The following is a 15,085-nucleotide window of genomic DNA, read 5'->3' on the forward strand; positions in this document are numbered from 1 at the left end:
ATATCAAGGCCATGCCCAGCCTATTTGACTCCAAACCCATTGCGCCATTGGCCGAGGCCTTGCGCCCCAAGGCCATCGATGAAGTGATTGGTCAAGCGCACTTATTGGGGCCTGGTAAACCATTGCGCTTAGCCTTTGAAAGTGGTCAACCGCATTCGATGATTTTGTGGGGTCCGCCTGGGGTTGGTAAAACCACGATTGCTAGATTATCCGCACAAGCCTTTCGTCACTCCTTCATTGCGATCTCGGCTGTCCTGGCAGGTGTTAAAGAAATCCGGGAGGCGATTGAGCAGGCGCATCATGACATGGCTCAGTTTGGTCGGCAAACGATTTTATTTGTTGATGAGATTCATCGGTTTAATAAGAGTCAGCAAGATGCATTACTACCGCATATGGAATCAGGTCTCTTCACCGTGATTGGCGCCACTACTGAGAACCCCTCCTTTGAGGTCAATGCTGCCCTTCTCTCGCGCGCTCAGGTCTATGTTCTCAAACCACTCACCAGCGATGAGTTAAGACAACTCTTAGTACGTGCCTGCGATCATGCTTTGCCAAGCATTACGCTTAGTGACGATGCGATGGCAACCATCGTGGGCTATGCCGATGGAGATGCGCGGCGCTTAATGAACTTGGTCGAGCAATTACAACAAACCGTCCGCACTCAAGGTATTACTTCTGTAGATCGGACTCTGATTGAGAATACCCTCAATCTCAATGCACGGCGCTTTGATAAAGGCGGTGATCAGTTTTATGACCAGATCTCAGCCTTACATAAATCGGTGCGCGGCTCACACCCCGATGCTGCGCTCTATTGGTTATGCCGCATGCTCGATGGTGGTGCTGATCCGCGCTATCTCGCACGTCGGATTGTGCGCATGGCGTGGGAAGACATTGGTCTAGCCGATCCACGGGCAATACAACTTGCCAATGATGCTGCACAAACCTATGAACGTTTGGGATCACCCGAGGGTGAGCTAGCCTTAGGGCAAGCCGTCGTTTATTTAGCAGTGGCACCCAAGAGTAATGCAAGCTATCACGCATTTAATGCGGCTCGTGCTTTTGTTGCAAGCGATCGCAGTCGTGAAGTGCCGGTGCATTTGCGTAATGCCCCAACCCAACTTATGAAAGACCTCGGGCATGGTCACGCCTATCGCTATGCTCATGATGAACCCCATGCCTACGCTGCAGGAGAATCGTATTTACCCGAAGGGATGGCAGAGCCGCGCTGGTATGAGCCAGTTGAGCGTGGCCTTGAAAGTAAGATTGCAGAACGCATGGCCTTCTTGCGTAGCTTAGATAAGCAGGCCAATAAAACGTAAGGTATGGCCCGTTTCTGAACTAACAAAATTACTATATACTGTATAAATATACAGTATATGAAATCCCCTGATTTAAACCCTCTGCTGTCTTCGTGCTTCGCCCCCATCCGGCGTAGGTCTTGCTATCGACCCCTGATTGCTGGGCGCGCACCTGCCGGGTTTCCGTCACCCGCGGCTGATCATTACGACAAGCGCCTTGATCTCAACGAACACTTGGTCTTGCATCCGGAGGCTACCTTCTTCTTGCGAGTGAAAGGCAACTCGATGATTGGGGCGGGGATTCATGATGGGGACTTATTGGTGGTGGATCGCTCGCTCGAACCCAGTCACGGTCGCGTCGTGATTGCAGCTCTCGATGGAGAGCTCACCGTGAAACGCTTACATCAACAACGCGGCAAGATTTTGCTCTGTGCTGATAACCCCGATTACCCCGCGATTGAGATTCGTCAGGGGCAAGAGTTGCAAATTTGGGGGGTCGTCGCGCACGTGATCCATAAGGTGTAGTTGTCTATGCGCCCTGTCTTTGCTCTGGTGGATGGCAATAATTTTTATGTCTCGTGTGAGCGGGTCTTTAACCCTCGCCTCGAAGGCAAACCCGTTGTGGTGTTATCCAATAACGATGGCTGCATCGTTGCCCGCAGCCAAGAAGCACGCGCACTCGGCATTCGGATGGGAGCACCCTTCTTTGAAGCCAAACATCTGATTCGCTCACATGGCCTCATTTGGCTCAGCTCCAACTACACCCTCTATGGCGACATGAGCGCTCGCCTCATGGCCGTCTTAGGAGAATTCGCACCTCATCAAGAAATCTACTCCATCGATGAATGCTTTTTAGATCTAACTGGCATCCCAAATGACTTGGTAGCGCATGCCCAGCAAATGCGTAAACGCATTAAGCAATACCTAGGACTACCAACCTGCGTTGGGATTGGGCACAGCAAGACCTTAGCCAAATTAGCGAACCATATTGCCAAGAAACGTTTGCACTATCAAGGCGTATTTAGTTGGTCGCATTGCAATCGCCTGGAGGCCGATGCCTTGATGGCCGATATTGAGATTGGTGAAGTATGGGGTGTGGGTCGACGCCTAAAGATCAAACTCGAGCAATGCGGTATACGGAGCGTATGCGACCTGAAATATGCCTCAACTAGTTTGATTCGTAAACGGTTTGGCGTCGTGCTTGAGCGTACCGTGCATGAGCTCAATGGCATTAGTTGCCTTCATTTAGAGGATACCGAAGACCATCAGGCGGTGCGTAAGCATCAAATTATTTCGAGCAAAAGTTTTGGTAAGCCCGTCCATGAGCTCGATGAGCTACGCCAAGCGGTGGTGAGTTACGTCACGCGCGCTGCCGAGAAACTACGCCAACAAGGTTCGTGGTGCTCCCACCTTCTGATTTATCTGCGTACCAATCCATTTGCACCCCATGATCCTCAATACGCCAAGAGTATTACCATCCCCCTATTGGTAGGTACGGATGACACACGCGTCTTGGCCAAATACGCTAGCGCGGGTATTGAGCGCATTTATCGTCCTGGCTTTGCGTACAAGAAAGCGGGGGTGATGTTGTTGGATCTACACCCAGCCGGTCAAGATCTTGGCGATCTTTTTTGCAATCCGCCACAACGCGAGCGCTCATCCCAACTCATGCAAGTGATGGATCGACTCAATCAAGAGTACGGCTCTAATACCCTACGCCTAGCAGCTGCTGGTTTACGTCCGCAGTGGACTATGCGCTCTTCCGAGCGCAGCCCCAACTACACTACGGCCTGGCATGAGCTTGCCCAAGCATGCGCCAATCGCTAATACAATGAAGCATCCATAACCATTGCAATTAAAGGAAACACGATGCGCAAATTTTGGCTCTCACTGGGTCTCGCTATTAGTATCACCACCCTCTCAGGGTTCTCATACGCAGGGCCCAAAGTAGAATTTAAGACCAATCTCGGTAACTTCGTTGTCGATCTTGACTCCGATAAAGCCCCTAAGACCGTCAATAATTTTTTGGCGTATGTAAAGAGCGGTTTCTATAACGGCACCGTATTCCACCGCGTGATTAATGGTTTTATGGTGCAAGGTGGTGGATTTACCACCGAGCTGGTACAAAAACCAACGCAGCCACCCGTGGTCTCTGAAGCGCAAAATGGTTTAAAGAATCAGATCTACACCATTGCCATGGCAAGAACCTCCGATCCCGATTCAGCGACTGCGCAGTTTTACATCAATGTCAAAGACAATCCAGGCTTGGATTTTCCGAATGCGATGGGAAGCGGTTATACCGTCTTTGGAAAAGTGATTTCGGGGACACAAACCATTGATAAGATTAAGCAAGTACCAACCGGGGTTGCTTCAACCCCACGTGGTCGCATGGCCGATGTACCCAATACGCCTGTCGTGATTGAGTCGGTCACCATCCTCAAATAAGCCAATGCTATTGTTAGACGATGTTGAGAGTAGTCGGGAGCAACCCACCAGTCGACTCTATCAACACGTCCAACAAGAGTGGTGTGCTAATCGATTTCATGAGTTAGATACTTGCTTTGATGGTATCGAGACCGCCCTAGGTCAGGGTCAATATGTGGTTGCACTCTTTGCCTATGAGCTCGGTTATTACTGGCAAGGAATTACATGTAAGCACCCAGAGCCACTGCCTTTACTCAGAGCATGGTCTTTTACTGAAGTCAGCAAACTCTCCAAAGAGGCGGTCGATGCGTTTCTACACGAACGCCTAGCGATGGAGTCAACACCAAGTGGCATCCTTAATCGGCACGACTCCATCAATCAAGTACGTTTTACTGAGGATATTGGGCGCATTCAAGCATGGATTGCAGCGGGCGATACCTATCAAATTAATCACTCCTACCGGGTGTATGGCGAAGCCTATGGCTCACCCCTGGCCCTCTATGCGCGCTTACGAGAGCGTCAACCGGGACGTTATGGTGCGTTCATTGAAGATGGTCATCAGGCAGTCTTATCGCAGTCCCCTGAACTGTTTATTCGGCGCTCTGGCGACACCCTAATTGCAGAACCCATGAAGGGTACGGCCGATGCCGCTTTAGCACAGGCAAATGAATTAGCGAATGATCCCAAGAATCAAGCGGAGAACGTCATGATTGTGGATCTCTTGCGTAATGATCTAGGGCGCATCGCACAAACTGGATCGGTTCATGTTCCAGCGCTCTTTGAGGTTAAGCAACATGGTCAGGTCTTACAAATGACCTCAACCGTGCAAGCAAAGCCACGAGCTAATCTTCGGATTGAGGATGTGCTGCGGGCCGTGTTCCCATGCGGCTCAGTCACGGGCGCTCCCAAAAAACGCAGTATGGAGATTATTCAGGCGCTAGAGGATCAACCGCGCGGCTGGTATTGCGGTGCATTGGGTTGGTTTGATCCCAACGGCGACTTTGCCATGAGTGTGCCAATCCGCACCCTACAGATAAATCAACATGCACAATCTGATTCATCGTCTTTTGTCTTAGGTGTCGGCGCCGGAATTACCATAGACTCCGATGCCAATACTGAATACCAAGAGTGTCAACTCAAGGCTACATTCTTAACAAGCCTGCCAAGCGGTGTAGGAATCTTTGAAACCATTCGTTTTGATCCTGGTAGCGACCTCACCCGAATTGCAAACTGGTCAAGGCATCTCGAGCGTCTGTCGAGCTCAGCGCGTGATTTAGGAATTCAATTTGATTGCGATGCTTTGCTAAAGATGGTGCAAGCGGCCGCAACCGATTTAGCGCACGATCACATCCATCGTGTGCGGATTGATTTAAGTGCAACTGGCCAACTATCACTATCGCATTCCGTGATTGAGATGCTCCCCGGTCCTGTTCAGTTGTTTTGGGCTCATGAGATTTTGCAAGGTGATTACACACCACAGCAACTCACCATGCAGTCGCATCACCCCTTATTGCGTCACAAGATTAGCGAGCGTGTGATCTACGATGCCGCTTGGCACAAAGCAGTTGAGCTAGGTGGCTTTGATGCCTTATTTATCAATGAGCATGGTCATGTTACCGAAGGTGGTCGCACCAGTATCTTTATTCGGGAGAATGTGAATGGTCCGTGGCTCACACCACCGCTATCTGCAGGGGTACTGCCAGGTGTGATGCGTTCGGTCATCTTGGCCGATCCGAGCATGAATGCCCGCGAGGCGAACCTGACTATTGCTCAGGTAGTAAACGCTAATGAAATAATGCTATGCAATGCTTTGCGTGGAATGATTCCGGCTCATTTATGAACTACTGCTCCTCTTGCGGCTCCAATGTCCGCCTGCAAATACCGCCTGACGATACGCGCATGCGTCATGTCTGCGCGCAATGCGGTGAGATCCATTATCGTAATCCGCGCAATGTGGTTGGCACCATTCCCATTTGGGAGAATCAAGTCCTTCTCTGTCGACGTGCGATTGCACCACGACATGGTTACTGGACTCTGCCAGCAGGCTTTCTAGAGGTTGGTGAGAGCACTGAACACGGCGCTGCCCGCGAGACCCTTGAGGAGGCTGGTGCGCATGTCGACATTGGCCCCCTCTTCTCGCTTTTGAATGTAGCGCATGTCGAGCAAGTTCACCTGTTTTATTTAGCTCAGATGCGCACGCCCCACTTTGAAGCGGGTATCGAGAGTTTAGAGGTCGGCTTATTTACCGAAGCACAAATCCCTTGGTCAGAACTTGCCTTTCCAACTGTGAAGCAGACCTTGCAGTGGTATTTTGATGATCTCCGTGGCGGCGGCATTTTGCAAGGCCGTACGCGCTCGCGTGATATTTTGCCCGGTGAGCGCATTGAGTAAGTTGTTTCACTGATCATGAGTACTATCCCGTGGCTTGGCCCAAGCGATCCATTCCCTAACCCACTCACTCAGCCCGATCCCGACCCGGAGGTGCCGGGGCTATTAGCAGTGAGTGAACGCATCTATCCTGGACAGTTGGAGCGCGCTTACCGCAGCGGTATTTTTCCCTGGTATTCCGATCATCAGCCCGTCTTGTGGTGGTCACCTGGCCCACGCATGACCCTCAATCCCGCGAATCTCAAAATTAGTCAGTCATTACGCAAAACAATTCGTGCATGCTTGGATGATCCGAGCATGACATTGCGGGTTGATCATGATTTTCCGGGGGTGATGCGCGCCTGCGCCACCACCGAACGCCAGGGCCAAGATGGCACGTGGATTACCCATGAAATCATGGATGCATACACGGCATTGCATGAGCAAGGTCATGCCCATTGCATTACCTTGGAGCGGAATCACCAAGCCATTGGTGGCCTGTATTGCGTCTCTTTTGGGGCGATGGTGTTTGGCGAGTCGATGTTTTCCAGGGTTCGCGACTCCTCCAAGCTCGCTTTAGCAGCCTTGTGCGCATGGTGCTACGATCATGGTGTGACCTTCATTGATTGCCAACAAGAGACCGCCCACCTTCGCTCCTTGGGGGCCATGCCCATTAGCCGCCCCGAGTTCCTGAGGCATGTAGAGCGTGCTGTGCTTGCTCCAATCCAAGGAAAATGGGCGATGAATAAGTTCATTCTAGAGAGATACCTGCGATGAGCCGCGTTCACGAACTACCAATTACGGCGATTCAGTTTTATGCCACAGCGCCCTATCCATGCAGCTACATTCCCAAGCAAATTGCTCGCTCGCAAGTTGCTACTCCTACCCATTCCATCGGCGCCGATGTGTATAGCAATTTGGTAAATGCGGGTTTTCGTCGTAGTGGCTCGTATACCTATCGACCCTATTGCGATCATTGCAAAGCCTGTATCGCAACACGCATTCCAGTGGCCTCCTTTACACCGAATCGTAGTCAACGCCGCACTTGGCAAAAACACGCCGGATTGCAAACTCAGGTCTTAAGCCTTGCGTTTACTGACGAGCACTACCAGCTCTATCAGCAGTATCAATCGACCCGTCATCATTCCAGTTTGATGGAGTATGACAACCAGGAGCAATACACACAGTTCTTATTGCAAAGCCGGGTTAACTCGCGCATGGTGGAGTTTCGGGATGGTCCGAATGATCCACACCCTGGTCGTCTGCGCATGGTGAGCATGATTGATGTGTTGGAGCAAGGCATCTCCTCGGTTTATACCTTTTATGATTCTGGTGAAACGGGTACGAGCTATGGCACCTATAGTGTCCTATGGCAGATTGATCAGGTTATGCAACTGGGTCTACCCTATTTATATTTGGGCTACTACATTGCACAAAGCCCTAAAATGTCATACAAGATTAAATTTCAACCACTAGAAGGATTGATCAACGATCAGTGGCAACGCTTGTTGCCGGATCAGCATACTGATGATTAATACCTACCCGCTTGTTCGTCCCCTGCTGTTCTCGCTTGACCCCGAAGAGGCTCATGATTTTTCCTTCGCACAATTAGATCGCCTAGAGCGCTGCGGACTTCTGAAGGCCTTGATTGGCAAACCCATCATCAAGCGGGTTGAGCTCTGTGGGTTGCAATTTCGCAATCCAGTGGGTTTGGCCGCCGGCTTAGATAAAGATGGTAAGCATATCGACACACTTGCAAGCCTTGGTTTTGGGTTCTTAGAGATTGGCACAGTCACTCCCTTGCCACAGCCCGGCAATCCTAAGCCGCGCATGTTTCGTCTACCAAGCGCGCACGCCCTAATTAATCGCATGGGCTTTAATAATGATGGAGTCGATGCCTGTGTTGAACGCGTCAAGCGTTCACGGTTTTATCAAGAAGGTGGCGTGATTGGTCTTAATATTGGTAAGAATGCCAGCACACCCATTGAAGATGCTGCCAATGACTACATCACCTGCATGCGAAAGGTCTATCCAGTAGCAAGCTACATCACCGCCAACATCTCATCACCCAATACTAAAAACTTACGCGATCTTCAGGGTGAAGCGATGTTACGCCAGTTATTGCAAGCGCTTCACCAAACTCGCGAGGATTTAAGTAATCAGTTCGGCGTGCGTAAGCCACTCTTTCTAAAAATTGCACCGGATCTCGAGGTAGCCGACCTCAGGCTGATTGCGGATCTCTTAATTGAGTTTGAGATCGATGCAGTAATCGCTACGAACACCACCATTGCTCGCACCGGTGTAGAAGAGCTCGAGCACGGTCATGAAACGGGTGGCCTCTCAGGGTCACCGGTCTTGGCGCGCTCTAATCAAACCATTCATGATTTATTTCAGGTACTTCACAACCGCGTTCCCATTATTGGGGTTGGTGGCATCCTGTCTGCTGAGAACGTCAAACAGAAGCTTGATGCAGGCGCTAGTTTGGTGCAAATCTATACTGGGCTCATCTATCAAGGCCCTAAACTAGTTGCAGATTGTGTGCGGGCCTTCCCTTAAGGATTTCATTTGCTTCTCAGTTGTTGAATTGTCCGGCTTGATTTACTATTAGATTTCACAATACGCAATGCTGTAAAAACTCATTACAATCATTGATATGGATAGCAAGGCAAACAAAAACTCCGGTGATGTTGGCAAGACGGCGATTCAGGTCGTTGAACGCATGATGAACCTGCTTGATTGCTTGGCCGATCAAGAAGAAGCGAGTAGCCTCAAACTGCTCTCTCAAAAAACCGGCTTACATCCATCTACCGCACACCGTATTCTCAACGATATGGTTGCCTGTCGCTTAGTCGAGCGCGGTGATGGCGGTACCTATAAATTAGGCTTGCGACTCTTGGAACTCGGTAATTTGGTCAAAGAGCGCTTATCAGTTCGAGAGGCCGCTCAACTGCCGATGCGAGCCCTTCATAAGCTCACCGGTGAAACTGTCAACCTCTCGGTTCGGCAGGGTGATGAAATTGTCTACGTCGATCGTGCTTATAGCGAGCGCTCTGGGATGCAGGTGGTGCGCGCCATTGGTGGTCGCGCGCCCTTGCACCTGACCTCTGTTGGTAAATTATTTTTGGCGGTGGATGACCCCAATCAAGTACGCGCCTATGCAACCCGCACGGGTCTTGCTGGTCATACACGCAATAGCATCACTCAACTAGCCAAGCTCGAGAGTGAGCTTGGTAGTGTTCGCCATGTGGGCCACTCGCGGGATAACGAAGAGCTTGAACTTGGAGTGAGTTGCCTCGCTGCCGGGATTTTAGATGATACGGGCAAGTTGGTGGCGGGTTTATCACTTAGCTCGCCAACCGATCGCATGCAACCCGATTGGCTTAAGGCCTTACAAGAAACTGCGCTGCAAATTTCCAAAGGTCTGGGATATAAACCCCAAGCGGTCTCCAAGACCGACTAGTTTCTACATTGTGAGGCGGCGAATCGGCTTTGGCTCACCAGGCTGATAGCTTTCAATCCAATCGCGCACCCGTACTGCATCGGCAAAACGCGATTGGGTTCCAACCGAATCCAAGAACACCAATAGTATCGGCAGCCCATTCACCTTGGCTTGCATCACCAAGCACTTACCAGCCGCACTAATGAATCCTGTTTTTTGCAAGCCGATTTCCATATCACCCGCGCGCACCAGACGGTTGGTGTTCAGAAACACCTGTGGGCGCTTATTAATCACCAAGGTGGTATCGGGCCATACGGAGAACTCCCGAATCAATTTGTAGTTATACGAAGCAACCAGCATTCTGGCCAAGTCCTCAGCGGTCGATACATTAGTAGCTAATAAACCGGTTGGATCGGTAAAGTTAGAATGGGTCATTCCCAAAGAGTAAGCCTTGTGATTCATGGCCTCGACGAAGGCCTTCGCACCGCCTGGATAATTACGAGCCAATAAATACGAGGCGCGGTTCTCAGAGGACATTAGTGCTAGGAGAAGCGCTTCCTCACGGGTTAGCTTGGTCCCCAAGGACAAGCGAGATTTGGCATAAATCTTCACATCCTCTTGGGTAATCGTGAGAACTTCGTTCAGTGGCGCATTGGAATCAAGCACCACCATTGCGGTCATGAGCTTTGTAATGGACGCAATTGGCAAGCTGACATCGGGATTTTTCTCAAAGAGGATTTCTTTGGAATGCTGATCCACCACCATCGCCACACTCGACTTGAGATTGAGATCATCCGGTTGGTTGCGCAAACCCATCGCGGTCGCAAACGATGGGCGACCAGCTGCTGGCGGGGGATTCTTGGGGCGATTAACCGTAGTTCGCACCTGCTTGGGATTGGCGGACTTGGGCTTTTGGGCCGCGGCGGGCTTTTTTGCTTGCGTGCTCTGTTTAGGTTTGTTCGCTTGGGAGCTACTTGAAGACTGCGCCAAGGCTGGCTCAGTAACACCAAGAGTGATGCTAAGAATACCAAGGAGAAGAATCTGGAGGGGGCGTCGGGCCCTTGTCTGCTGTTCAGACAAATGACGAGTAACTGAATTAATAAACGCTTGAATCAATCTCAATATAAATCCCAGAATTCAGTACAGTTACATAATAATAACTGGATTAGCGCTTGGCTACTATTTTTCCTTGGTAGTTCACCAAAATCACTGCGGTCATGGTGAGCAATAGCCCCGCTAGCATCATGAGAGTCAGGGGTTCATCAAATAGTATCCAGGCCATCAAGGCTGTGGTGGGTGGTGTTAGATATAAGAGACTCGTAACCTTGGTGGCAGCACCCTTACGAATCAAAATAAACAATAAACTAATTGCACCAATCGAGGTGGGCAAAATGCCCCAGAGCAAGGCCCCAATCACTGGCGCATTCCAGACAATCTCACGGGTCTCAAAGAGCAAGGCAACAATCAAGCACAAGAGAGCTGAGATCGAAAACTGAATCATCGATCCGGCCCGAAGATCAAAATCTGGGCAGTATTTTTTCTGGTAGAGCGTACCAAAGGTAATGGCAAATAAAGCGGCAATCGCAAAACCATAGGCACTCATCGGAATATCCAAAAAGCTGGTTTTATCGGCTACCACCAAAGCCACACCACCAATGCCCAAAACCAAACCAAGCCATTGGCGATAGTTAACCCGCTCGGCAACCCATGAAGCACTCCACGCCGTTAAGATGGGTTGCAATCCCACAATCAATGCGATCAGTCCAGCGGTCATTCCCAAGCGCACCGCGCTCCACACCCCCATCACATAGCCAAATTGCAATAGCACTCCAGCGACTGCAATATGGATGGTCTGGGAGCGATTGGGCCAGATGGGTTTCCAGAACAAAATGATGAGACCCATCACGAGCAATACACCAGTAAAGCGCAGGAATAAAAATGTGGCGGGCTCCATGTACGGCATGCCAAAGCGCGCAATGATGAAACCCGTACTCCAGATAAACACAAACAATGGCGCGGCAAATGCCTCAATCGGAGTGGCTGACTTCATGAAAAGGGTTAAGACTTGGAAATACTCATTGTATGCTGATGCGCACTTGCAATTTGGATCGTTTGATAATGAATTTGCACGGTATCCTCAATTGGATTGGCGTACCCTCCTGCCATCGCAATGGCGATAGGGATGCCCCGCTCTCGCACAAATGCCATGACGCGTTGATCACGTAGCGCTAGCCCCTCTTTTGTGAGTCTTAGACGACCCAAACGATCACCCTCAAAAGGATCAGCCCCTGCCAAGTAAATTAGAAACTCAATCTCCTGCTGCGATAGAAACGCGATGGCCTGCTCAAGTACCTCTAAATAGATGGCATCGTCACTACCATCGGCCAAGGCGATGTCTAGATCACTGCTGGTCTTTGCAAATGGATAGTTCTTCTCGCCATGGATCGAGACCGTGCAAATCGCTGGATCGTGTTGCAAAATCGCCGCCGTGCCATCGCCTTGATGAACATCGAGATCCAGTATGCCAATTTTTTGAAGACCGATTGGGTCCTTTATCAACACCCGCGCCGCAATCGCAGCGTCATTGAAAACACAAAAGCCCGAGCCCTTATTGCGATACGCATGGTGCGTACCGCCCGCCAAGTTGACTGCGACACCCTCCGCGATGGCTGATTGGCATGCGGCAATTGTGGCGCCCACCGAGCGGCGGGAGCGCTCCACCATTTTCTCTGACCAAGGAAATCCGATTTCTTTCTGTTCTGCCTCGGTCAGGGTTCCACCAATTACGCGTTGCACGTACGATGCATCATGGGCCAGGAGCAGTTCGGTATCGCTCGCCCGTGGCGCTTCAAGCAATTGAGTATTTGAAAGATCAACAACCAAATCTCGCAGCATTTTGTACTTCGCCATTGGAAACCGGTGCCCTGTGGGCAACGGGAGCACAAAGTGATCGCTGTAGTAGGCTTTCAAGGAATCTAAGGTTTCTTATATAAGTAATTGATTATATTGGATTATTAATATTAACCTTACGGCTAATATTTTTTGTTGCAACGCAACATAAGTTCTTCTATAATCAAGGGTAAGATGATTAAAGCTAGTCTCCCCTATTTAACTGAAGGAGTCCATGATGAACTTAACCCCTGAACAAATTGCGGCCGCCCAAAAGGCCAATCTTGAGACCCTTGCCGGTCTAACTAACCAAGCCCTTAAAAGTGTTGAGAAACTCGTTGAGCTCAATATGCAAATTGCCAAGAATAGTTTGAGCGAGAGCATGAGCAATGCCAAGAAAGCGCTCGAGGTTCGTGACGTACAGCAACTCATTACCCAGCAAGCTGAAATGATTCAGCCAATGGCTGAGCGCATGATGAACTACGGTCGTGATCTTTATGAGATTGCACAAGATAGCTCGCATGCTTTTACTAAAACCGCCGAGGCAGAGTTCGCCGCTAACCAGAAAAAAATGCAATCCATGGTTGATGAGTGGACCAAAAACGCTCCAGCCGGTTCAGACGCTGCCGTTCAAATGATGAAGCAAGCGATCGCAGCAGCAAACAACAGCTATGAGACCAGCCAAAAAGCGATCAAGCACGCGATGGAAGTTGCGCAAGCGAATATGCAAAATGCAGCTGATACCGTGACCAAAGCCGCGAGCAAGGCAGCGAAGGCTTCCAAAAAGTCATCTGAGTAATTTACAGAACGTAGGAAGTCAAAACCCCGCTACGGCGGGGTTTTTGCTTGGGACTCAAAAGTAGTAAATCTTTTTTGTACGCTATTTCTTCTTTGCGGGTGGCAAATCGGTACACGATCCATGGTGTGCTTCTGCCGCCAATCCTACAGACTCTCCTAGGGTTGGATGCGGATGAATGGTCTTGCCAATATCGACCGAATCGGCCCCCATCTCAATCGCTAGGCACACCTCACCAATCAGATCGCCCGCATTGGTTCCCACAATGCCTCCACCAATAATGCGGTGAGTGTTGGCGTCAAAGAGCAATTTAGTAAAGCCTTCGTCACGACCATTGGCAATCGCCCGTCCACTAGCGGCCCAAGGAAATAAGCCTTTTTCATAGGCAATGCCTTGTGCCTTGCACTGTTCTTCAGTCAGCCCAGCCCATGCTACCTCTGGATCGGTATAGGCGACCGACGGAATTTGCTTAGCATCAAAGTAAGACTTCTGACCAGCCGCGGCCTCTGCTGCAACATGACCTTCATGCACAGCCTTGTGCGCCAACATGGGTTGTCCAACAATGTCGCCAATCGCAAAGATATTGGCTACATTGGTTCGCATTTGTGCATCGACAGGAATAAATCCGCGCTCGTCAACCTGCACACCGGCAGCACCTGCATCAATCTTCTTACCATTGGGGGTGCGCCCTACTGCTACCAACACAAGGTCGTAACGTTGTGGGCTGCCTGGCGACTTCTCACCCTCAAAATAAACCTCAATGCCATCCGGCTTGGCCTCTGCACGAACCGCACGGGTTTTGAGCATGATGTGATCGAAGCGATGCGCGTTCATTTTCTCCCAAACGCGCTCGAGATCACGATCAGCCCCAGCCATCAAACCATCCATCATCTCCACAATATCGATGCGAGAACCGAGTGCGCTATAGACGGTGGCCATCTCCAAACCAATAATGCCGCCACCAATTACCAACATACGCTTTGGAATACTCTTTAATAGCAATGCGCCCGTACTATCCACCACGCGGGGATCCTTAGGCATAAAGGGCAAAGCAATGGGTTGACTACCAGCGGCAATAATGGCTTTCTGAAAACGGATCACTTCTTTTTGGCCCGATAGATCTTGTCCACTTCCTGTGCATCCATCAACTTCCACATGATGCGCATCCAGAAAACGTCCAAGACCTCTCACGACATTGACCTTACGCATCTTGGCCATACCCGCTAGCCCACCGGTTAACTTGGCAATCACGCCCTCTTTGTGCTGGCGTAATTGATCAAGATTAATTTTGGGAGGCGCAAATTCAATGCCGTGCTTGGCCATATGCTTAACCTCATCCATCACGGCTGCGGTGTGCAACAGTGCCTTGGACGGAATGCAACCCACATTCAGACAAACGCCACCAAGGGTTGGGTAGCGCTCGACCAAAATCACATTGGCACCCAAGTCTGCACTTCGAAATGCGGCACTATAGCCTCCAGGGCCAGCGCCCAAGACGAGCACCTCGCATTCATGCTGTACCTTACCCTGATACGCACCAGCTGGAACCGGAATGGCTGCGGGTGGCGCTGGTGGTACTGGTGGTGCTGATGATTTTGTAGTCGCTGGAGTAGCTGATGAAGCCGTACCCGATACTTCAAGCTGACCAATCACCGAACCCTTACTCACCTTATCGCCCACCTTCACTGCAAGGCTCGTGACAATACCCGCTTGATCCGCGGGGACCTCCATGGTGGCCTTATCGGATTCCAGAACAATCAGTGGCTGCTCTTTCTCAATGGCATCACCGACTTTCACCAAAACTTCAATGACTGGTACATCAGAGTAATCCCCAATATCAGGTACTACGATCGCATGTTGACTCATCACCTT

The 15,085-nt window shown here is 50.4% G+C and carries 15 protein-coding genes; 11 read left to right on the forward strand and 4 right to left on the reverse strand.

Annotated features, from left to right (window positions below; all coding sequences use genetic code 11):
• Nucleotides 1-11 precede the first annotated feature (11 nt).
• From AOC32_RS05275 to AOC32_RS05320, 10 genes are all read left to right on the forward strand, one after another.
• A complete protein-coding gene (locus tag AOC32_RS05275; RefSeq protein ID WP_108508476.1) occupies nt 12-1,319 on the forward strand; it encodes a replication-associated recombination protein A in 1,308 nt (435 codons plus the stop codon).
• A 57-nt stretch (nt 1,320-1,376) separates the two neighbouring features.
• Entirely contained in the window at nt 1,377-1,823 is a 447-nt protein-coding gene (locus AOC32_RS05280) for a LexA family protein (RefSeq protein ID WP_108508477.1), read from the forward strand.
• A 6-nt stretch (nt 1,824-1,829) separates the two neighbouring features.
• Nucleotides 1,830-3,125: a Y-family DNA polymerase gene (locus tag AOC32_RS05285; RefSeq protein WP_108509351.1), complete on the forward strand. Its 1,296-nt coding sequence runs from the start codon at nt 1,830-1,832 to the stop codon at nt 3,123-3,125.
• Nucleotides 3,126-3,167: 42 nt separating this feature from the next.
• A complete protein-coding gene (locus tag AOC32_RS05290; RefSeq protein ID WP_108508478.1) occupies nt 3,168-3,743 on the forward strand; it encodes a peptidylprolyl isomerase in 576 nt (191 codons plus the stop codon).
• 4 nt (nt 3,744-3,747) lie between these two features.
• Complete coding sequence (locus AOC32_RS05295) at nt 3,748-5,562, forward strand: bifunctional chorismate-binding protein/class IV aminotransferase (protein WP_108508479.1); 1,815 nt, start codon at nt 3,748-3,750, stop codon at nt 5,560-5,562.
• Nucleotides 5,559-6,113, forward strand: coding sequence for an NUDIX hydrolase (locus AOC32_RS05300; protein ID WP_108508480.1), 555 nt, complete (start codon nt 5,559-5,561; stop codon nt 6,111-6,113). Before AOC32_RS05295 ends, AOC32_RS05300 begins: the two co-directional genes overlap by 4 nt.
• Nucleotides 6,114-6,128: 15 nt before the next feature.
• Entirely contained in the window at nt 6,129-6,866 is a 738-nt protein-coding gene (gene aat / locus AOC32_RS05305; protein WP_108508481.1) for a leucyl/phenylalanyl-tRNA--protein transferase, read from the forward strand.
• Nucleotides 6,863-7,624: an arginyltransferase gene (locus AOC32_RS05310; RefSeq protein WP_108508482.1), complete on the forward strand. Its 762-nt coding sequence runs from the start codon at nt 6,863-6,865 to the stop codon at nt 7,622-7,624. The genes aat and AOC32_RS05310 overlap by 4 nt, the downstream gene beginning before the upstream one ends.
• Nucleotides 7,617-8,645: a quinone-dependent dihydroorotate dehydrogenase gene (locus AOC32_RS05315; RefSeq protein WP_108508483.1), complete on the forward strand. Its 1,029-nt coding sequence runs from the start codon at nt 7,617-7,619 to the stop codon at nt 8,643-8,645. The genes AOC32_RS05310 and AOC32_RS05315 overlap by 8 nt, the downstream gene beginning before the upstream one ends.
• Before the next feature lie 97 nt (nt 8,646-8,742).
• Nucleotides 8,743-9,549 carry an IclR family transcriptional regulator gene (locus AOC32_RS05320; RefSeq protein WP_108508484.1) on the forward strand — a complete coding sequence of 269 codons (807 nt, stop codon included), beginning with the start codon at nt 8,743-8,745 and terminating at the stop codon, nt 9,547-9,549.
• Between the two features lie 3 nt (nt 9,550-9,552).
• On the opposite strand, the gene AOC32_RS05325 is transcribed toward AOC32_RS05320, so the two are convergent.
• Genes AOC32_RS05325 through AOC32_RS05335 form a run of 3 tightly spaced genes read right to left on the reverse strand, consistent with a single transcriptional unit; the run spans nt 9,553 to nt 12,438 of the window.
• The gene (locus tag AOC32_RS05325; protein WP_234409702.1) at nt 9,553-10,650 is read right to left on the reverse strand and encodes a serine hydrolase; all 1,098 of its coding nucleotides are present in this window, start codon (nt 10,648-10,650) and stop codon (nt 9,553-9,555) included.
• A gap of 43 nt (nt 10,651-10,693) precedes the next feature.
• On the reverse strand, nt 10,694-11,578 hold the full coding sequence (locus tag AOC32_RS05330) for a DMT family transporter (protein ID WP_108508485.1): 885 nt from the start codon (nt 11,576-11,578) through the stop codon (nt 10,694-10,696).
• 8 nt (nt 11,579-11,586) lie between these two features.
• The gene (locus tag AOC32_RS05335; RefSeq protein WP_108509353.1) at nt 11,587-12,438 is read right to left on the reverse strand and encodes a histone deacetylase family protein; all 852 of its coding nucleotides are present in this window, start codon (nt 12,436-12,438) and stop codon (nt 11,587-11,589) included.
• Between the two features lie 214 nt (nt 12,439-12,652).
• On the opposite strand from AOC32_RS05335, the gene AOC32_RS05340 reads away from it, so the two are divergent.
• Entirely contained in the window at nt 12,653-13,216 is a 564-nt protein-coding gene (locus AOC32_RS05340; protein ID WP_108508486.1) for a phasin family protein, read from the forward strand.
• Nucleotides 13,217-13,297: 81 nt separating this feature from the next.
• Here AOC32_RS05340 and lpdA read toward each other — a convergent pair whose 3' ends face one another.
• On the reverse strand, nt 13,298-15,079 hold the full coding sequence (lpdA, locus tag AOC32_RS05345; RefSeq protein WP_108508487.1) for a dihydrolipoyl dehydrogenase: 1,782 nt from the start codon (nt 15,077-15,079) through the stop codon (nt 13,298-13,300).
• Between the last annotated feature and the right edge of the window lie 6 nt (nt 15,080-15,085).

It is taken from the genome of Polynucleobacter acidiphobus (assembly GCF_003065385.1).
In the GTDB taxonomy this organism is placed as follows: Bacteria; Pseudomonadota; Gammaproteobacteria; order Burkholderiales; family Burkholderiaceae; genus Polynucleobacter; species Polynucleobacter acidiphobus.